Here is an 18,668-nt window from a genome sequence, read left to right on the forward strand (position 1 = left end):
GGATGCCGCTAGCGGGCGGCGTCGTCGTGACCCGTCGCGCGCTCGGTGCCCCGGCGGCGGGGGAGCGCACGCCGCGCCGCCGATTCGGTCGCACGCCCGGCCCTGCCCACCGCGGCGGCGATCGCCTCGCCCGCCCGGCGCGCGCCGCCCGCGGCGGCGTTCTCGAGCCGCTCGGCGCCGGGGCGCGGCTCGAGGTCGGCGGGCAGCTCGTGCGGCGCCGTGCCGAACGCGCGGCGGGAGTGCACGAGCACGCGCCGGCCGAGGATGTTGTTGCCGGCTCCGCCCACGACGGCGCCGACGCCGAAGGGGAGGGCCTTGCCGATCCACGAGGCACCGCCGCGGGCCGCGAACTGCCGCACGAACATCGTCTTGAGTCGATCGACGAGCGGGCCGATGGCCGCGCGGGGGAGCGTCGAGGTGACCATCTCGCCCCACGACGCGGAGCGCCCCGCTCCGCGCCCGGCCGCCTGCGCGGACAGCTGCGAGACCAGGTCGACGCCCTCTTTACCGAGGATGAGGGCGAGCACGAGCGCCCGGGCGCGATCCGGATCGTCGACGGCGACGCCGTGCACCTCGGCGACCGACTGGGCGTACAGCGCGGTCGCCTCGAGGAAGCCGAGCGTCTCGACGCCGCTCAGCGCCAGCGTCACCCCCGTGCCGATCCCCGGCACGACAGCGGTGGCGCCGACCGCCGCGCCTCCAGTGGTGACCGCGGCGAGATATCGACGCTCGAGGATGGCGAGGATCTCGTCGACCGAGGCGCGCGGATGCCGCAACCGGATGCTGCGCAGGTGCGCGAGCACCACGGGGCGCTGCACCGAGAGCACGCGGTCGAGCATGCGGATCGCGCGCGGGTGCTCCTCCGACCCCGCCGGGGGGAGTCCGCCCGCCCAGGGCGCGTCCTTCGGGAGGGAATGGATGCGGTGCACCTTCTCTGCCATGCAGGCATCCTCTCCTGGGCGGCTGAACGCCGGGGGTGAGGCGCGACGATCCGGCGGCCGGGACCGCGGGGCACGCGTGCCGGGCGTGCGTATCGGGCGGGCGCGCGTCAGGCTAGCGCGCGTCGGGCGAGCACGCGTCAGGGGAGCTCGCGCAAGGCGAGCACGCGTCAGACGAAGAGGTTCGCCCGGTCGAGGTCTTCGGCGAAGTCGACCTCGACCGCATACAGGTCGGAGATGTCGAGGGGCTCCACGCGCATCCCGTCCTCGGCGATGGCGAGTTCGATGCCGCGCTCGAAGTAGTCCTGGTCGTCGACCCGCTGCAGGTGGCGCTGGAGCGTCTTATTGTCGCGCGACGAGACGTAGTTGATGCCTACGGCTTCTCCCACGCCACCCACGACGACCTTCGAGAGCTCGTGGATGAAGCCCTCGGCATCCACCGTGTACTTCACCTCTTCGTCGCTGACCTTCGCGGTGTCGACGGTGACGAACGAGCGGTCGTCGTCGACGAGGTGCGCCGCGCGAGCGAGCACGTGCGGGTCGAAGACCACGTCGCCGTTCATCCACAGCACGCCGCCGCGGCCCGTCTTGGAGAGCGCCCGGAGCAGGCTCTTCGAGGTGTTGGTCTGGTCGTAGCGGTCGTTGTAGACGTAGTCGACGCGCGGGAAGGCATCGACGATGGTCTCGGCACGGTAGCCGACCACCGTCGTGATGCGGGCACGATCGCCGAAGGCGGAGCGGATGTTGTCGTGCTGCTGCTGCATGATGCTGCGCCCGTCGGCGAGGGGCGTGAGCGGTTTCGGAAGGCTGCGGCCGAGGCGCGAGCCCATGCCCGCGGCGAGGATCACGATCTGAACTGTCAAGGCTGGCTCCTGGGGGGATGAGTCGTCATGTCCGGTTCACCGGAATGTCACGCCTTCGTGTTCGATCAACTGTAGCGAGAGCCCCCTGCGAGGTGGCATGATTCGCCCCGGTCGTTGTGGTTTCGTGATGACGACGGATCACTGCGCCGCGCGACCAGCCTGCGGGCGGTGTCGGAGGTCGTTGATAGTTTGGTGCGATGACAGCTTCGCTGCCGGATTCCCCCGAAACGTCCTCGTCTTCCTCCGAGGGTGGTTCGGAGAGCGTCGAACCGGCGGCGACGCCGGCAAAGCCGCGGACGCCCCGTGCCCCTCGCACCTCCACGCCGCGCACCCCCGTGCCGCGCACGACGACGCCGCGCGCCCCTCGGCGCGCTCCGGGGGCTGCGGCGGCTACGCCCGCCGATGCGACCGACGACGGCGACGCGTCCACGGCTGCCGCCCCGAAGCCGCGGGCTCCCCGCGCTCCGCGCGCGGCCGGAACCACGGCCGCGACGCCGCGCACCCCGGCGACGAAGAAGCCCACGGCGGCGAAATCCACCGGCGCCAAGACCACCGCGGCGAAGACCACCGCGGCGAAGACCACCGCCGCGAAGACCACGACGGCGAAGGCCGCCGCCTCGAAGACCACCGCCGCCCGGACGGCGGGCGCGAAGGCCGGCACGGCGACGCCCGCCGCGAAGCGCCCCGCGGCGAAGAAGCCCGCCACGCCCCGCACCGCCGCAGCGGCTGCCCCGGGTGGCTCCGCCGACACGATCGAGGAGCCGACCGGCTCCGCGCCTGCGCCGTCGACCGACGATCAGACCTCGTCGCCGGCGACGCCCGAGTCGGTCTCACCCGTCGTGCTGCCCGATGGCATCGTCGTTCCTCCCCGGCCTCCGCTCCCCGGTGCTCCGGACGGTTCCGCCGCTGCTTCCGTGGTCGCGCCGGTGCCGGCGGATGACGCGGAGGTGACGGATGCCGCGGACTCGGCGGGGCAGGACCCCCGCGTCGATGCGGCGGATGGACAGGACCTCGTGTCGGCGGACTCCACGGCCGTGGACCCGACGCCCGCGGATGTGGCGGTCGAGGAGCCGATCGTCGAGGAGCCTGGTGTCGGGGAAACCGCTGTCGAGGAAACGGCTGTCGGGGAGTCCGCTCATGGGGAGCCCGCTCTCGAGGAGCCCCTCGCGGCTGACCTCGTCGCTGGACAGACCGTCGCTGGGGAACCCGTCGCCGAACAGGCCGTCGCCGAGGAGCCCTCTCTCGCGAACGGCGCGGGCACCGCCGGCCCGGCGCTCGATGACGACGGCGTTCCTTCCGAGCGCGCCGCGGACGCCGCGTCCGACGGCTCGGACGACCGGACGCTCGTGCTCGATGTCCCCGATGTGCCCGCCGGTCCGACCGGTGACGACGAGGACCCCACGCCTCCCGACGTGCGCGTCGAGGAGCTGACCGGCGATGGTTCGCCGGCGGAGGATCACGATGGTCCAGGAGAGGGCCCCGCGTCACCCGACGCGCGCGTCGAGGAGCCGACCGGCGACGACGCACCGGCGGCAGGCGATGACGACGCGGCGGATGTCCTGGTATCGGGGGAGCCCGTGTCCGAGGAGCCCGTGTCCGACGAGCCCGCGTCGGTCGATGATCTCACCGACGAGGACGCACCGGCCGCGGACCACGACGACACGGTCGATCCCTCCACGCCGGAGGCGTCGACGATCGAGGCTGCGGCATCCGTCCCCGCCGCGTCCGACGACGAGACCGACGAGGTCGCTCCCGCTGCGGGGGTCGCGGCGACCGTCGAGCAGCGCCCCGCGGACGACGACGCCGCGGCGGTCCCGGTGCTGAGCCTGCGCAACGTGTCGAAGTCGTTCGGCGAGCTGCGCGCCGTCGATGCGATCGATCTCACCGTTCCGGCGGGTTCGTTCTACGGCCTGGTCGGCCCCAACGGTGCCGGCAAGACCACCACCCTGTCGATCATCGCGGGCCTGCTCCGCGCCGACAGCGGATCCGTGACGATCAACGGCGTCGACGCCACGAAGCGCTCGCGCGAGGCGAAGAAGCTCATCGGCGTACTGCCCGACCGCCTGCGCACCTTCGACCGCCTGACCGGTCGGCAACTGCTGTCGTACTACGGCGCTCTGCGCGGCCTGCCCGCCCCGCTCGTCGAGAGCCGCACGGCGGACCTCGCCCGCGCTTTCGACCTCGTCGACGCGCTGGCCCGCCCCGTCTCCGACTACTCGGCCGGGATGACCAAGAAGGTCATGCTGGCGGGAGCCATGATCCACTCGCCGCGTCTGCTGGTGCTCGACGAGCCGTTCGAGGCCGTGGACCCCGTCTCGAGCGGCGTCATCCTCGACATCCTCGGCTCGTACGTCGACCACGGCGGCACGGTGATCCTCTCCAGCCACGGCATGGAGCTCGTCGAGCGCGTCTGCTCGCGCGTCGCGGTGATCGTGTCGGGTCAGGTGCTCGCCGAGGGAACCGTGGACGAGGTACGCGGAGAGGCGACGCTCGAACAGCGCTTCCTCGAGTTGGCCGGTGGCCTGGGCGACGTGGAGGGCCTCGAGTGGTTGCACACGTTCTCCGCCTGAGACTCGCGATGATGGTGGGCGCCCTCCGCGGCGACCCGCGCGAGGTCGTCCGCCGCGCCATCGGCGTCATGCTGCTCATCGCCGGGACCATCGTGGCCGCCGTCAGCGCGGCCGGTCTCGCCGACACCGACAGCCTCACCACGGCCGTCGTCACCGTGCTCGCCGGTTCGGCCGTGACCCTCGGCTTCGCGGTGGGACCGCCGGTGACCGCGTCCGTCGACCCGCTCGACCCTCGACGCTTCGCCATGGTCGGGCCCGAACCGCGCCCGCTCGCCGGTGCCCTGCTGTTGGCCGGGTTCCTGAGCGTGCCGGTGTTCGTCGTCCTGGTGCTCGGCATCGGTCTCGCCATCGCGTGGGGCGGTCACGGCGCTCCGGCTCTCGCGAGCATCGTGTCGGTCGTGCTCGGGCTGACCACGTGCGTCCTGCTCGCGCGCGTCAGCATGGCCCTCGGCGCGCTCGTGCAGCGCCCCCGGCAGTCGCGCGAACTCGTCGGCGTCTACCTCGTCGCCGTGCTGGTGGTCGTCGTGCCGGTGGGCGTCTTCCTCGGCTCGCTCGAGTGGCGCGGCGCCGTCCCCTCGCAGTTGGCATCCGCCGCCGAGATCCTCGCGTGGACGCCGATCGGCGCCGCATGGGGCATCGCCGTGGCCCCCAGCGTCGGTGCCGCCGTCGGCAGCCTCGTCGTCGCGCTGGTCACGATCGCCGTGCTCGTGCTGGCCTGGTTCGCACTCGTGACCGCCCTGCTCACCACGACGCGCCGACCCGCGGCCGCGCGGGAGCGCGGCGGGCTCGGCTGGTTCGCCATCCTGCCGGGAACGCCCGGGGGAGCCGTCGCCGCCCGCAGCCTGTCGTACTGGCTGCGCGACCGCCGCTACATCGTCAACGTGATCGTCGTCCCGATCGCCGCCGTCGTCTCGACGGTCCCGCTGCTCGTCGCCGGCGTCCCGTTCGAGATCGCCGTGCTGCTGCCCGTGCCGATCATGGCCCTCTTCTTCGGCTGGCTCCCGCACAACGACCTCGCGTACGACTCCACCGCCCTGTGGATGCACATCGCCAGCGGCATGCGCGGAGCCCCCGACCGCATCGGGCGTCTCGTGCCCGTCCTGCTCATCGGCATCCCGGTGCTGGCGGTCAGCCTCCCTCTCGCGATCGTCGCGCACGGCCGATGGGCCATCCTGCCCGCCATGATCGGCGTCTGTGCGGCCCTCTTCCTGGCCGGTCTCGGTCTGTCGAGCGTGTCGTCGGTCCTCGCCCCTTACGCGGTGTCGCGTCCGGGCGACAGTCCCTTCCAGCAGCCTCAGCGCACCGGTTCGGGCGGAGTCGTCGCCCAGGGCCTGGTCATGGCGGGGGCCATCGCCACGGCCCTGCCCTCGATCCTGCTGACCTGGGGGGCCATCGGCGGCGACACGATCGACGCGATGCTCGCGATGTGGGTGGGAATCGGCGCCGGAGCGGTGGTGCTGATCATCGGCGTCACCGTCGGTTCGGTGCTGTTCGAGGGGCGCGCGACCCGCCTCATGGAGTTCGCCGAGGCGACCTGAGCGCGAAGCCGACCGAGCCGTGCGGCGAGGTCGCGGCTACACTGGCTCACCATGAGCACGCCTCTCGACAGTCCGGACAGCGGGGGTCTCGCGACCCTCGATCGCGAGCTCGAAGAGCTCATCCGCGAAGAGAACATCGAGCCCGGCGACCATGAGCGTTTCTCGCACTACGTGAAGAAGGACAAGATCCTCGAGTCCGCCATCACCGGCAAGCCCGTGCGGGCCCTGTGCGGAAAGAAGTGGACCCCGGGTCGCGACCCCGAGAAGTTCCCGGTCTGCCCGCAGTGCAAAGAGATCTACGAGTCCCTCGTCAACTGACCGACCCGCCGGCCCCTCCGCGTCTCGACGCGCGAGGGGCCCTCGCTTTCCGCCGTGGGAGCCTCGCGACCTTGACCCCTGCGGAGCGGGCGGACTGATCGCTCCGCGCCCCCGCGAGAGCGCTGGTCAGTCCGCGTCGCGATACTCCGTCGGCAGGGCGGGGTCGGCCTTGCTGAGCGCGAGCGCGCGGATCGGCAGCTCCTCGCGCACGCGGGCGTGATGGGCTCGCGCGGCCTGCACGCCATCGCGGCCCACGGATGCGGCATCCGCCTCTCCGCCCTCCATGAGCGTCGTCTGCAGGGCGCGGGCGTCGGGGTGCTCCGACGCCGTCGACAACTCCTCGAAGCCGTCGCTGACGACGATGAGCTCCGACGTGGCGGTGCCGTTGTCGAGCGTGCGGAAGGCGGCCTTGCGTCCGCCGTGCGAGGCCTTCTCGGCGGATGCCTTCGCCACGGCCACCCACGACCCGTCCGCCGCTTCGCGCGCGACGAGCTTGAACACGAGTCCCGCCGTCGGCACGCCCGAGCCGGTCGCCACGGAGGTTCCGACGCCGTAGGAGTCGACGGGGGAGGCGGCGAGGGCGGCGAGCGCGTACTCGTCGAGATCGCTCGTCACCGTGATGCGGGTGCTCGTCGCCCCGAGCTCGTCGAGCTGCGCGCGCACTTCGCCGGCGACGATCGGCAGGTCGCCCGAGTCGATGCGCACCGCGCCGAGCTCCGTCCCCGCGACGCGCACGGCCGTGCGCACCCCCTCGGCGATGTCGTACGTGTCGATGAGCAGCGTCGTGCCGGTGCCGAGGGCCGCGATCTGCGAACGGAACGCGTCTTCTTCGCTGTCATGCAGCAGGGTCCAGGCGTGCGCCGCCGTGCCCATCGTCGGCACTCCCCAGCGCCGCCCGGCCTCGAGGTTGCTCGTGGCCGAGAAGCCGGCGATGTACGCGGCCCGCGCGGCGGCCACGGCGGCCTCTTCGCTCGCGCGACGCGAACCCATCTCCGCGAGCGGGCGGTCTCCGGCGGCGACGCTCATGCGCGCCGCGGCGGTGGCCACGGCCGAGTCGTAGTTCAGGATGCTGAGAGCGAGCGTCTCGAGCAGCACCGCCTCGGCGAAGGTGCCCTCGATCGTCAGCAGCGGGGACCCGGGGAAGTAGATCTCGCCCTCGCGGTAGCCCGTCACCGACCCCGAGAAGCGGTAGTCCGCGAGGAAGTCGATCGTCGTGTCATCCACCACCTTCTCGTCGCGCAGGTAGCGGAGCTCGTCGTCGCCGAAGCGGAAGTCGCGGATCGCCTCGAGAAGACGGCCCGTTCCCGCGACGACGCCGAACCGGCGTCCGCCGGACAGACGGCGACCGAAGACCTCGAACACGCAGCGGCGCTGCGCCGTGCCGTCGCGCAGGGCGGCGTCGAGCATCGTGAGTTCGTAGCGGTCGGTGTGCAGGGCGGTGCTGCGGGTCATCGCGCCAGCCTATTGCGGCACCGGCGCCGCCCCGGCGCGCATCCCCGGCGCTTGACACCCGCCCCTCGCCGTTCCGAACTCCGGAATTTTCGGCGCGGACAAGGGCCGGGGGCGCCGGGGAAGCCGGGTTCGCGCGTTCTCTCCGGAGTTTCGCCCGCGCGCCGCACCCGCGCGTCGTCCCGGCCCCGGCCCCCGCGCCGCCTCGGTCTGCGCGCCGACCCCACCCCGGCGCGCGCCAGCTCGCGCCACCCCGGCCCCCGCCCCGCCCCGGCTCGCACGCCGGCCCGCCCCGCGCCGGCCGAGCACCCGCCCCACCCCGCGCCCGCCCGGCGCACCCGGAACCCGCCCGGTAGGCTGGACCCCTATGGATGACGCGCCGATCGGGATCTTCGACTCGGGAGTCGGCGGTCTCACCGTCGCCCGGGCCGTGTCGCAGCAGCTTCCGCGCGAGTCCATCCTCTACATCGGCGACACCGCCCGCTCGCCGTACGGGCCCAAGCCCATCGCCGACGTGCGCAAGTACTCGCTCGAGGTGCTCGACACCCTGGTCGAGCAGGGCGTGAAGATGCTCGTGATCGCGTGCAACACGGCATCCGCGGCGATGCTCCGCGATGCGCGCGAACGCTACGACGTCCCCGTCGTCGAGGTCATCGGGCCCGCCGTGCGCACCGCGATGTCGACGACGCGCAACGGTCGCATCGGCGTCATCGGCACGGTCGGCACGATCGGGTCGCGCGCCTACCAGGACATGCTCGAGGTCAACGAACGCCTCACCGTGTTCGCCGAGGCCTGCCCGCGCTTCGTCGAGTTCGTCGAGGCCGGCGTCACCGACTCGCCCGAGGTGCTGGCCACCGCGGAGCAGTACCTCGCGCCGCTCCGCCGCGCCGGGGTCGACACGCTCGTGCTCGGGTGCACGCACTACCCGTTCCTCGAGGGAGCCATCAGCTACGTGATGGGTCCCGACGTGAGCCTCGTCTCGAGCGACAGCGAGACCGCGAAAGACGTCTTCCGCCAGCTCGTCTCGCGCGACCTGCTCGCGAGCCCCGACGCCGTGCCGACGCACCGCTACGAGGCGACCGGCTCGTCGGCAGACGACTTCCTGCGCCTGGCGCACCGCCTCATGGGCCGCGAGGTGCGCGAGGTGCAGCTCGTGCAGACCGGCGCCATCGACCTGCCGCGCTGAGGCGCGGCATCCACCCGTTCCCTTCCCTGGAGGACTCATGACCCGCAAAGACGGCCGCACCAACGACCAGCTCCGCCCCGTGACCATCGAGCGCGGGTGGTCGGCGCACGCCGAGGGCTCGGCGCTCATCACCTTCGGGGGCACCAAGGTGCTGTGCACGGCCTCGTTCACCAACGGCGTGCCGCGCTGGCTCACCGGCAAGGGCAAGGGCTGGGTCACCGCCGAGTACGCCATGCTCCCGCGCGCGACGAACAGCCGCAACGACCGCGAGAGCATCAAGGGCAAGGTCGGCGGGCGCACGCACGAGATCTCGCGCCTGATCGGTCGTGCCCTGCGCGCCGTGGTCGACACCAAGGCGCTCGGCGAGAACACCATCGTGATCGACTGCGACGTGCTGCAGGCCGACGGCGGCACGCGCACCGCCGCGATCACGGGGGCGTACGTCGCCCTGGCGGATGCCATCGCCTGGGGCCGGGAGAAGAAGTTCATCGCCCAGCGCTCCGAGGTGCTCATCGACTCGGTGTCGGCGGTGTCGGTCGGCATCATCGACGGTGAGCCGATGCTCGACCTCGCCTACGTCGAGGACGTGCGCGCCGAGACCGACATGAACGTCGTCGTCACGGGCCGGGGGCTGTTCGTCGAGGTGCAGGGCACCGCCGAGGGCGCGCCGTTCGACAAGGCCGAACTCGACCGCCTTCTCGACCTCGCGGTGAACGGTTGCGCCGACCTGCGCGGCATCCAGTCGACCGCTCTCGAGGCCTGAGCATGGCGCGCGTCGTCCTCGCCACGCACAACCCGCACAAGGTCGAGGAGTTCCAGGCGATCGTCGCCGCGGTGCGCCCCGACCTCGAGGTCGTCGGGTACGACGGCCCCGAGCCGGTCGAAGACGGGGTGACGTTCGCGGCCAACGCGCTCATCAAGGCGCGAGCGGCGGCCCGGCACACGGGACTGCCCGCGCTGGCCGACGATTCGGGCGTCGCGGTGGACGTGCTGGGCGGTTCGCCCGGCGTGTTCTCGGCGTACTGGGCCGGACACAAGAAGGATGCCGCCGCCAACCTCGAGCTGCTGCTCGACCAGGTGTCCGACGTCGCCGATCCGCACCGCACCGCGCAGTTCGTGTCGGTCATCGCGCTGGTGCGTCCCGACGGGACCGAGGATGTCGTCGAGGGCCGCTGGCCCGGTCGACTCGCGACGGCTCCCGCCGGAGCGGGCGGCTTCGGCTACGACCCGATCTTCGTCCCCGACGGTCAGCCGCAGGGGGCCGAGCGCACCGTGGGGGAGTGGACGGCCGAGGAGAAGAACGCCCAGTCGCACCGCGCCCGCGCGTTCGTCGAGCTCGCGCCGCTGCTCGCGCAGCTGTGACCCGGCCGGGCTGACACCGGTTCTCATTCCCGACTTCCGCGGAAAGACGCGGCTCGACGGCGGTCCGCCCTAGCCTGGAAGCATGCACGATCACGCTCCGTCCGGCGGCATCCGCGATGCCGGCCATCGGCGCCTGCTCGCCACCGCCCTCGCGCTGACGAGCGCGGTGATGCTCGTGCAGATCGTCGGGGCGATCCTGTCGGGTTCGCTCGCTCTGCTGGCCGACGCGGCACACATGTTCACCGACGCGGCGGCTCTCGTCGTGGCTCTCGTCGCCACGGCGATCGCCGCGCGCCCGGCCGATGATCGCCGCACGTACGGATATCAGCGCGCCGAGGTGCTCGGGGCGCTGGCGAACGGCGTCATCCTGATCGCCCTGTGCGTCTGGGTGGGGATCGAGGCCGTGCAGCGACTCCTCGCCCCCGCCGAGGCGGAGGTGCAGGGCGGACTCATGCTGATCGTCGCCGTCGCGGGCATGATCGCGAACGCCGTGTCGATGTGGCTGCTCAGCCGCGCGCAGAAGCGCAGCATCAACGTGCGCGGCGCGTACCTCGAGGTGCTGGGCGACCTCGTCGGGTCGATCGCGGTGATCATCGCCGCGATCGTGATCGTCACGACCGGCTTCTCGCAGGCGGATGCCATCGCCTCCCTCCTCATCGCGATCCTCATCGTGCCGCGGGCCCTGGGGCTGCTGCGCGAGGTGGTCGTCGTGCTGACCGAATCCGCGCCGGTGGGTGTGCACGTCGCCGAGATCCGCGATCACCTGCGCGAGGCGGACGGCGTCGTCGACGTCCACGACGTGCACGTGTGGCAGCTCACCCGCGGCGCCCCCGTCTTCAGCGCGCACGTGATCGTGGAGGATGCCGCGCTGAGCGACGGTCGCGCCGCCGCGATCCTCGCGTCGTTGCAGACGTGCCTGGCCGACCACTTCGACGTCGAGCACTCGACGTTCCAGCTCGAGCCGGCCGGACACGTGGAGCACGACACGCGCCACGCGTAGGCGGGTCGCTGGGAACGGAACGGCTCCCGGTCGACGGGACGTCAGTCCTCCCGCACGACCGCGCCGGGACCCCAGTCCTCCCGCACGACCTCGCCCGGATCCTTGTCCGGCCGCAGCCCCCGCCAGCGCGCCTGACGCAGGATGCCGCCGGGCGTGAACTCCGCGAACTCCACCTCTCCCACGAGTTCCGGTCGCACCCACAGCGCGTCGCGCGCATCGGCGGCGGGGACGCCGACGAACGGGTCGGTGTCCGCGCGCAGCGGCTCGAGCAGCTCGCCGAGCCGCGTGAGCGTCTTCTCGCCGAAGCCCGAGCCCACGCGTCCCGCATACCGCAGCCCGTCGGAGGACGGAACGCCGACCAGCAGCGAGCCGATCGTGCCCGCGCGGTTGCCCCTGCCGGGCCGGATGCCGCCGATCACGACCTCCTGCGTGCGCGAGTGCTTCACCTTGAGCCACGATTCCGACCGCGCCCCGCGGCGATACGTCGACGACGGGTCCTTGACCACGACCCCCTCGAGCCCGAAACGCCTGCTCGTGGAGACCGCGGCATCCACGTCGTCGAAGACGGGTGGAACCACCACGGGCGGAGCGCACTCGGCGGTGAGGTTTTCGAGCACCCGTCGACGCTCGGCGAGGGGGAGGGATGCCACGTCGCGCCCTCCCACCGACAGCACGTCGAAGAGGTAGAGGTGCACGGGCGTGCGCGCCGCCTCCCGCTCGATCTCGCGCGGCTGCGCGAGGTTCATGCGCTTCTGCAGGAGCGGGAAGCTCGGCCGACCGGTGTCGTCGAGAGCCACGATCTCGCCGTCGAAGACGGCGGGTTCGGGCCCGAGCCCCAGGTCGACCGCGGTGAGGTCGGGGTACGCGGCGGTGAGGTCGTTGCCGTTGCGCGAGCGCAATTGCAGGCGGCGGCCGTCCCAGATCCCCAGACCCCGGATGCCGTCCCACTTCATCTCCACCCAGGGTGTTCCGCCCCAGCGGGCGGCGGCGGCGCGCGCGATGCCCGGCGTCGCGGCGGTGGCGAGCATCGGCCGCAGGTCCGCGGGCGTCGGCGCGAGAGGCGAGGCGGATGACGTCGCCGAAGCGGGCTGGCCGTGATCCTGAGCCACCACGGGCTCACCGTCGGTCTGGGGCCGGCCGTCGGCATCCGTCTTCATCCGGTGCAGCAGCCACTGCGACTTCTCGCCCCGCCCCTCGGTGCGGATGAGGGCGATCCGCACCCGGCCGAGGGGCCCGCCCTCGCGGCCGGACAGGGTCGCGATCACCTCGTCGTCGCGCCACTTCTCGAGCTCGTACGTGCCGGTGTCCCAGACCGTCATGGTGCCGGCGCCGTACTCCCCGCGGGGGATCTCGCCGGCGAAATCGAGGTACGGCAGCGGATGGTCCTCGGTCATGACCGCGAGGCTGTTCTTCGCGGTCGTCGGGGGCACGCCCTTGGGAACCGCCCAACTCACGAGGACGCCGTCACGTTCGAGGCGCAGATCCCAGTGCAGGCGCGAGGCGTGGTGCTCCTGGATGACGAAGCGGGAGAGGTCGCCTGCGTGAGGGGCGCCGTGGGGCAGGTCGGGCACCGGCTCGGGCGTGCGGCCGGCGGTGCGCTTCGCAATGTACGCGCGCAGGGGGCCGTGCACCTCGTCGACGGAGGCCAGGGGGTCGTCGGGTCGAGCGAGCACCTCGGTGAAGAGCAGGTGGCGCAGCCCGGGATCGTCGAGCTCGGCCCACGTGCGCGGGGCCGCGACGAAGGGCTGCGGGCGACCGCGCAGCGAATACGGCGCGATCGTGGTCTTCGACCCGTTGTTCTGGCTCCAATCGATGAAGACCTTGCCGGGGCGGGCGGCCTTGGCCATCTGGCTGACCACGAGGTCGGGGTGATCGGCCTCGATCGCCCGCGCGAGTTCTTTCGCCACGTCGCTCGCGTCCTCGCTCGACGGGCGTCCGTCGAGGCGCGCGTAGAGGTGGATGCCCTTGCTGCCGCTGGTGACCGGCAGGGGGTCGAGGCCCATGTCGCGCAGGATGATGCGCGCCCATCGGGCGACCTCGGCGCACTCCGCCAGACCCACGCCCGGGCCGGGATCGAGATCGAGCACCAGGCGGTCGGGGTTCTGCCGCTCGCCCTCGCTCGAGAAGCGCCACTGCGGCACGTGAAGCTCCAGGCTCGCCACCTGTGCCAAGTACACGAGCGCGGGGAGGTCGTCGACGACCGGATAGTCCTTGGCCCCGGAGGAATGATCGATCGGGAAGCGTCGCACCCACGTGGGGGCTCCGGGCTCGAGGGCCTTGGCGAAGAACGGTTCGCCCGGGGCCGTCGTCGTGCCGACCCCGTCGGGCCAGCGCTTGCGGGTGAGCGGACGATCGGCGATGTGGGGGAGCAGCAGCGGGGCGATGCGCGAGTAGTAGTCGATCACCTCGCCCTTGGTCGTGCCCGTCTCGGGGTAGAGCACCTTGTCGAGGTTCGACAGCCGCAGGCGGCGCCCGCCGATGCGCACCGTCTGCTCCGTCATCGCCCCAGCGTAGGACCGGGGGAGGGTCGGATGCCGAGCGGCTTGCGGCCGGCGATCGAACGCAACGCAGGAGTATTCCGGGATCCGGGGCCCGCGGGACGGCCCGCCGGCGCGGGAGCCTGACCGCTCTCCTGCGTCGTGTCGCGCTGGGTCGCGCCGGTGGGGCGCCCGGCGGGTGACGCCGGGCAGGGGCGCGCACAACTCCTGCAGAGTGCGCGGGATTCCGCCGGGGGACCGCCGGTTTCGCAGTTCTGCAGGAGTTGTGCGCTTTCCGCGCGCAAGGGTCTCGGCATCCGCCCCTCCGACGGTGTTCACTGGGCACATGCGATCGATCTGGAAAGGCGCCCTGACCTTCGGTCTCGTCAACGTGCCGGTGAAGGTGTACTCGGCGACCGAGGACCACGACGTGTCGCTGCATCAGGTGCACAACAAGGACGGCGGGCGCATCCGCTACCAGCGCATCTGCGAGATCGACGGCGAGGTCGTGCCGTACCAGGACATCGACAAGGCCTACGACGACGGCGAGCAGACCGTCGTGCTCACGAAGGACGACCTGTCGTCACTGCCGAGCGAACGCAGCCGCGAGATCGAGGTGGTCGAGTTCGTGCCGAGCGAGCAGGTGGACCTGCTGACGCTCGACAAGGCCTACTACCTCGAGCCCGACTCTTCGTCGCCGAAGGCGTACGTGCTGCTGCGGAAGACCCTCGAGCAGACGGACCGCACCGCGATCGTGAGGTTCTCGCTGCGGCAGAAGACGCGGCTCGCCGCCCTGCGGGTGCGCGGCGACGTGCTCGTGCTCCAGACGCTGCTGTGGGCCGACGAGGTGCGCGAGGCCGCGTTCCCGGCGCTGGACGAGAGCGTGCGCATCTCGGCGAAGGAGCTCGAGATGTCGGCATCCCTCGTCGACAGCTTCTCGAAGGACTTCGAACCCGAGGAGTTCACCGACGAGTACCAGCAGGAATTGCGCACTCTCATCGACGCGAAGCTCGAGCAGGGCGATGCCCTCGACACGGATGCCACCTTCGGCCGGGCCGAGGAGGAGGACGGCGGAGAGGTGATCGACCTCATGGAGGCGCTGCGCGCGAGCGTCGAGCGTTCGCGGGCCGCGCGGGCTGAGAAGGACGAGCCGAAGAAGAAGGCGCCGGCGAAGAAGAAGACGTCGAAGGCGTCCTGACGCGCCGCCCCTCTCGGGCGTCGCTCGGCGCGATCAGCGCGAGGGCTGGTCGCCGTCTTCGAAGGTGCGCGGGTCGAGCGTGAGCGCGTCGGCCTCGGAGGCGCTGACCTCGCCGTGACCCGACGCGGCGTCGCGCTTGGCGGCGGACCGCTCGCGGAGGTAGTGGAACGCGACGAAGCCCACGGTTCCCACGACGACCGCCAGCAGGATGACGTCGATGTACTCGGCGACGAACTCGCCCACACCCGGGATGAGGCTCAGCAAGTAGCCGAAGACGGTGAGCCCGAAGCCCCACAGCACCGCGCCGATGAAGTTGTAGAGCGTGTACTTCCACTTGTTCATGTGGCCGACGCCCGCCGCGATGGGCGCGAACGTGCGCACGATCGGCACGAATCGGGCGAGGATGACGGTCAGTCCGCCGAAGCGCACGAAGAAGGCGTTGGTGCGCTCGACGTTCTTTTTGCTGAAGAGACCGGACTCCTTGCGCTCGAAGATCGCGGGCCCGGCCTTGTGGCCGATGACGTACCCCACCTCACCGCCGAGGAACGCGGCGAGACCGATGAGCAGACCGGTGATCCAGACGTTGACGCCGAACACCCCGTGCGGGGGGTGCGTGACCGGGTTCGACAGGATGCCGGCCATGACCAGCAGCGTGTCTCCGGGCAGCAGGAACCCGATCAGCAGGCCCGTCTCGGCGAAGATGATGAGGCAGACGATGACCAGGGCCCACGGCCCGGCCGAATCGATGATGGTCGCGGGGTCGAGCCACGGGAGCAGTGCGGCGGTGGTGTGGATCACGACGGTCCCGTTCGGGTCGGAGAGGCGGTGCTGGACATGCGGAGAACGTGCGGAAGGGGGGACTTGAACCCCCACGCCCGAAGGCACAGGAACCTAAATCCTGCGTGTCTGCCGATTTCACCACTCCCGCGAGTGGGATCAGTCTAAACGCGCGGATCGGCGCTCTCGATGTGAACGGGCCGTCAAACGTCCGCGACCTCACCCGCGACGATGGTGGCCGCGTTCCTCGTCTCGTGGATGGCCGCCGTGGGCGCGGCGAACGGGTCGCGGTCGGCGATTGCGAGATCGGCCATGGCCCCCGGTTCGATCACGCCCCCCGGGAGGCCGAGCAGACGCGCGGACCCCCGCGTGTAGGCGTCGATCGCCGTGGCGAGGTCGATCCCCTCGGAGGCGCCGAGGGCAGCGGCATCCGGCGCTCCCGGGGGCTGGCGCGTGACCGCGACATGGGTCCCCTGCCACGGATCGAACGTCGACACCGGCCAGTCCGATCCCATGGCCAGTCGTGCGCCCGCCCGGTCCAGCGAACCGAAGACGTACAGCCGGTCGAGACGTTCGTCGCCGATCAAGGGAAGCGTCGCCTGACGAGTGAGAGCCGTCGCACACGCCCAGTACGGCTGCGCGTTCGCCGTCACCGACAGGGCGCGGAAGCGCGGGACGTCGTCGGGATGGACGAGCTGGATGTGGGCGATGTGGTTGCGCACCCGTTCGCGCAGGTCGGAGGGGACACGCGCGAAGGCGTCGAGGGCATCGCGCACGGCGGCATCGCCGATCGCGTGGACGTGGACGGACAGTCCCGCGGTGTTCAACGCCGGAATGAGGCGCTGCACGAGGGCCGGCGAGAAGTACGACAACCCGCGAGCGTCGCCTCCGGCGTAGGGCTCCAAGAGATGCGCCGTGCGCGACTCGACGATGCCGTCGAGCATGAGTTTGGCCGTGCTGCTGGGCAGTCCCGCGCGAGCGTTGGCGACCGCCCGCGCGGCGGCCTCCGCGACGAAGGCGTCGATCCCGCCCTCGTCGAGATCGCGGGGCACCCAGATCGCGCCTGTCGGTCGCCCGCGCAGGCGGCCGTGCTCCAAGAGACGCAGATAGGCCGCGGTGAAATCGGGGAAGCCGCCGTAGGCGCCCAGCGCGGCCTCCTGCCAGCCCGTGATCCCCGCGCGCAGCAGTTCCCGTGACAGGCGCAGGATGCCGCCCGCCACCTGATCCAGGTCCGGCGCCGGCAGAAGCCGGGCGACCATCTGCATGGCCCCTTCGCGCAGGGTCCCGGAAGGACTGTCGTCGCCGTCCCTTTCGATGCGTCCGTCTGGGGGGTCGGATGTGCCGGCATCGATCCCGGCCGCACGCAGCGCCTTCGAGTTCGCCCACGCCCCGTGGTGATCTGCATCCAGGAGCAGAGCGGGGCGATCCGGAACGAGATCGTCGAGATGCGCCGCCGTCGGGCCCGTCGCGGGGAACAGCGTCGGGTCCCAGCCGCCGCCCACGATCCAGGGCGCCTCGCTGCCCGCGGCGAAGGAGCGCACCCGGGAGTCGATCTCCTCCCGCGTGGCCGCGCCCGCCAGGTCGCATCGCAGCGCGTCCATGGCACCGACGCCCAGGTGCACGTGCGCGTCCACGAACCCGGGGGTCACGAGCCCCCCGCGCGCGTCGAGCTCCAGGGCGCCGTGGCCGGCGGCGTCTCGGGCGTCGGTGGCCGTGCCCACCACGGCGATGCGTTCCCCTCGCACGGCGATCGCCGAGGCAGGAAAGACGACTCCCCGAGAGAAGATGCGCGCGTTGACGATGACGAGAGCGGTCACGCTCCCACCCTGGCATCCTGCTCCCGTCGAGGGCGAGACGGGAATTCCCGACGACCGAACGCGATTGACCCCCGTATGAAGGCGATCACGTACACCCAGCCCGGTGACTCCTCCGTCCTCTCCCTCGCGGAGCGTCCGCTGCCCGAACCCGGTCCCGGCGAGGTGCGCGTGCGCATCGTCGTGTCGGGCGTGAACCCCACCGACTGGAAGGCGCGCGCGACCACGGGCCGCCCCCTCCCGTTCGACGAGGTCACCCCGAACCAGGACGGCGCGGGGATCGTGGATGCCGTGGGCCCCGACGTCGACGGACTCGCGGTGGGTCAGCGCGTGTGGGTCTACCTCGCCGCCCATCAGCGTCCGACGGGCACCGCCGCGCAGTACTCGGTGCTGCCGGCTGCGCGGGCGGTCCCTCTCGCCGATGGCGCCTCGTTCGAGCTCGGCGCGAGCCTCGGGGTGCCGGCGATGACGGCCCACCGCGCTCTGACCGTGCACGAGGACGGACCCTCGCGGCTCGCTCCCGGTGCGCTCGCCGGACGCACGGTCCTCGTCCAGGGCGGGGCGGGGGCGGTCGGTCACGCCGCCATCCAGCTCGCGGCGTGGGCCGGAGCGAAGGTCATCGCCACGGTCAGCAGCGACGCGAAGGCGAAGCTGGCCCGCGCGGCCGGCGCCCACCACGTGCTGCAGTACCCCAGCGCGTCGTTGGCGGACGGCATCCGCGAGATCGCCCCCGACGGGGTCGAGCACATCGTCGAGGTCGCTCTGGCCGACAACGCCGAGCTCGACGTCGAGGTCATCGCCAACCACGGCACGATCGGCTACTACGCCGACAACGGCGGTGACGCGTTCACCGCGCCCGTGCGGGTGAGCTTCGCCAAGAACATCCGGTGGCAGGGTCTGCTCCTTTACACGGTGGGAGAGCGCGCTCTCGCCGCGGCGGCCGAAGACGTGGCCGCCGCCGTGGCCGACGGCGTTCTGCCGGTCGGCGAGGCGGCGGGGCTTCCGCTGACGTGGTTCGACCTCGCCGACACCGCGGCCGCGCACGACGCCGTCGAGCAGGGCGCGACGGGCAAGGTCCTCATCCGGGTGGCGGACGGGGAGTAACCCCGACCACCCACCCGCCACCGACGACGAACCGCCGGGACCCTCCCGGGCCCCGGCGGTTCGTCGTCCGGTCC

15 protein-coding genes and 1 tRNA gene are annotated in these 18,668 nt (G+C 72.0%); 9 read left to right on the forward strand and 7 right to left on the reverse strand.

The annotated features are described in order from the left end of the window. Positions 1–8: 8 nt before the first annotated feature. Both FB047_RS00845 and FB047_RS00850 read right to left on the reverse strand, forming a co-directional pair. On the reverse strand, positions 9–941 hold the full coding sequence (locus FB047_RS00845; protein WP_136585367.1) for a hypothetical protein: 933 nt from the start codon (positions 939–941) through the stop codon (positions 9–11). Positions 942–1,108: 167 nt separating this feature from the next. Beyond that, complete coding sequence (locus tag FB047_RS00850) at positions 1,109–1,801, reverse strand: phosphocholine cytidylyltransferase family protein (protein ID WP_136585368.1); 693 nt, start codon at positions 1,799–1,801, stop codon at positions 1,109–1,111. 335 nt (positions 1,802–2,136) lie between these two features. On the opposite strand from FB047_RS00850, the gene FB047_RS17035 reads away from it, so the two are divergent. Genes FB047_RS17035 through FB047_RS00865 form a run of 3 tightly spaced genes read left to right on the forward strand, consistent with a single transcriptional unit; the run spans position 2,137 to position 6,227 of the window. Beyond that, the gene (locus FB047_RS17035) at positions 2,137–4,371 is read left to right on the forward strand and encodes an ATP-binding cassette domain-containing protein (protein ID WP_240752411.1); all 2,235 of its coding nucleotides are present in this window, start codon (positions 2,137–2,139) and stop codon (positions 4,369–4,371) included. An 11-nt stretch (positions 4,372–4,382) separates the two neighbouring features. Then, positions 4,383–5,909 carry a hypothetical protein gene (locus FB047_RS00860; RefSeq protein ID WP_205822547.1) on the forward strand — a complete coding sequence of 509 codons (1,527 nt, stop codon included), beginning with the start codon at positions 4,383–4,385 and terminating at the stop codon, positions 5,907–5,909. 51 nt (positions 5,910–5,960) lie between these two features. Further along, the gene (locus FB047_RS00865; RefSeq protein ID WP_136585370.1) at positions 5,961–6,227 is read left to right on the forward strand and encodes a DUF3039 domain-containing protein; all 267 of its coding nucleotides are present in this window, start codon (positions 5,961–5,963) and stop codon (positions 6,225–6,227) included. Positions 6,228–6,353: 126 nt separating this feature from the next. Here the strand turns inward: FB047_RS00865 and FB047_RS00870 are convergent, their stop codons facing one another. Continuing rightward, positions 6,354–7,679 (reverse strand): nicotinate phosphoribosyltransferase, encoded by a 1,326-nt coding sequence (locus tag FB047_RS00870; protein WP_136585371.1) that lies wholly within the window; start codon positions 7,677–7,679, stop codon positions 6,354–6,356. Between the two features lie 364 nt (positions 7,680–8,043). Between FB047_RS00870 and murI the strand changes: the two genes are divergently transcribed. The 4 genes from murI to FB047_RS00890 all read left to right on the forward strand — a co-directional run bounded on the left by murI (position 8,044) and on the right by FB047_RS00890 (position 11,224). Next, complete coding sequence (gene murI, locus FB047_RS00875) at positions 8,044–8,862, forward strand: glutamate racemase (protein WP_136585372.1); 819 nt, start codon at positions 8,044–8,046, stop codon at positions 8,860–8,862. Between the two features lie 37 nt (positions 8,863–8,899). Continuing rightward, positions 8,900–9,625, forward strand: coding sequence for a ribonuclease PH (gene rph, locus FB047_RS00880; protein ID WP_136585373.1), 726 nt, complete (start codon positions 8,900–8,902; stop codon positions 9,623–9,625). A gap of 2 nt (positions 9,626–9,627) precedes the next feature. Next, entirely contained in the window at positions 9,628–10,224 is a 597-nt protein-coding gene (rdgB, locus tag FB047_RS00885; RefSeq protein ID WP_136585374.1) for an RdgB/HAM1 family non-canonical purine NTP pyrophosphatase, read from the forward strand. A gap of 82 nt (positions 10,225–10,306) precedes the next feature. Beyond that, positions 10,307–11,224, forward strand: a complete 918-nt coding sequence (locus FB047_RS00890) for a cation diffusion facilitator family transporter (protein WP_136585375.1) — start codon at positions 10,307–10,309, stop codon at positions 11,222–11,224. Positions 11,225–11,265: 41 nt separating this feature from the next. Here the strand turns inward: FB047_RS00890 and FB047_RS00895 are convergent, their stop codons facing one another. Continuing rightward, positions 11,266–13,725 (reverse strand): ATP-dependent DNA ligase, encoded by a 2,460-nt coding sequence (locus FB047_RS00895; protein ID WP_136585376.1) that lies wholly within the window; start codon positions 13,723–13,725, stop codon positions 11,266–11,268. A 322-nt stretch (positions 13,726–14,047) separates the two neighbouring features. On the opposite strand from FB047_RS00895, the gene ku reads away from it, so the two are divergent. After that, complete coding sequence (gene ku, locus FB047_RS00900; RefSeq protein ID WP_136585377.1) at positions 14,048–14,899, forward strand: non-homologous end joining protein Ku; 852 nt, start codon at positions 14,048–14,050, stop codon at positions 14,897–14,899. A 33-nt stretch (positions 14,900–14,932) separates the two neighbouring features. Here ku and FB047_RS00905 read toward each other — a convergent pair whose 3' ends face one another. From FB047_RS00905 to FB047_RS00915, 3 genes are all read right to left on the reverse strand, one after another. Then, positions 14,933–15,697 carry a DedA family protein gene (locus FB047_RS00905; RefSeq protein WP_136585378.1) on the reverse strand — a complete coding sequence of 255 codons (765 nt, stop codon included), beginning with the start codon at positions 15,695–15,697 and terminating at the stop codon, positions 14,933–14,935. A gap of 48 nt (positions 15,698–15,745) precedes the next feature. Next, positions 15,746–15,827: transfer RNA gene (locus FB047_RS00910), tRNA-Leu, on the reverse strand. Positions 15,828–15,879: 52 nt separating this feature from the next. Continuing rightward, the gene (locus tag FB047_RS00915; protein WP_136585379.1) at positions 15,880–17,493 is read right to left on the reverse strand and encodes an amidohydrolase; all 1,614 of its coding nucleotides are present in this window, start codon (positions 17,491–17,493) and stop codon (positions 15,880–15,882) included. Between the two features lie 75 nt (positions 17,494–17,568). Here FB047_RS00915 and FB047_RS00920 point away from each other — a divergent pair, with 75 nt between their 5' ends. Then, on the forward strand, positions 17,569–18,594 hold the full coding sequence (locus FB047_RS00920) for an NADPH:quinone reductase (protein WP_136585380.1): 1,026 nt from the start codon (positions 17,569–17,571) through the stop codon (positions 18,592–18,594). Positions 18,595–18,668: the final 74 nt, after the last annotated feature.

Origin of the sequence: Microbacterium hydrothermale (genome assembly GCF_004854025.1) — a bacterium.
In the GTDB taxonomy this organism is placed as follows: Bacteria; Actinomycetota; Actinomycetes; order Actinomycetales; family Microbacteriaceae; genus Microbacterium; species Microbacterium hydrothermale.

What these genes read in the sequence shown, in the direction of transcription:
- FB047_RS00920 (WP_136585380.1), top strand. Translation starts at nt 17,569, where the DNA reads ATGAAGGCGATCACGTACACCCAGCCCGGTGACTCCTCCGTCCTCTCC.
- rph (WP_136585373.1), top strand. Translation starts at nt 8,900, where the DNA reads ATGACCCGCAAAGACGGCCGCACCAACGACCAGCTCCGCCCCGTGACC.
- FB047_RS00860 (WP_205822547.1), top strand. Translation starts at nt 4,383, where the DNA reads ATGGTGGGCGCCCTCCGCGGCGACCCGCGCGAGGTCGTCCGCCGCGCC.
- FB047_RS00890 (WP_136585375.1), top strand. Translation starts at nt 10,307, where the DNA reads ATGCACGATCACGCTCCGTCCGGCGGCATCCGCGATGCCGGCCATCGG.
- ku (WP_136585377.1), top strand. Translation starts at nt 14,048, where the DNA reads ATGCGATCGATCTGGAAAGGCGCCCTGACCTTCGGTCTCGTCAACGTG.
- FB047_RS00865 (WP_136585370.1), top strand. Translation starts at nt 5,961, where the DNA reads ATGAGCACGCCTCTCGACAGTCCGGACAGCGGGGGTCTCGCGACCCTC.
- FB047_RS00870 (WP_136585371.1), bottom strand. Translation starts at nt 7,679, where the DNA reads ATGACCCGCAGCACCGCCCTGCACACCGACCGCTACGAACTCACGATG.
- FB047_RS00845 (WP_136585367.1), bottom strand. Translation starts at nt 941, where the DNA reads ATGGCAGAGAAGGTGCACCGCATCCATTCCCTCCCGAAGGACGCGCCC.
- murI (WP_136585372.1), top strand. Translation starts at nt 8,044, where the DNA reads ATGGATGACGCGCCGATCGGGATCTTCGACTCGGGAGTCGGCGGTCTC.
- FB047_RS00895 (WP_136585376.1), bottom strand. Translation starts at nt 13,725, where the DNA reads ATGACGGAGCAGACGGTGCGCATCGGCGGGCGCCGCCTGCGGCTGTCG.
- rdgB (WP_136585374.1), top strand. Translation starts at nt 9,628, where the DNA reads ATGGCGCGCGTCGTCCTCGCCACGCACAACCCGCACAAGGTCGAGGAG.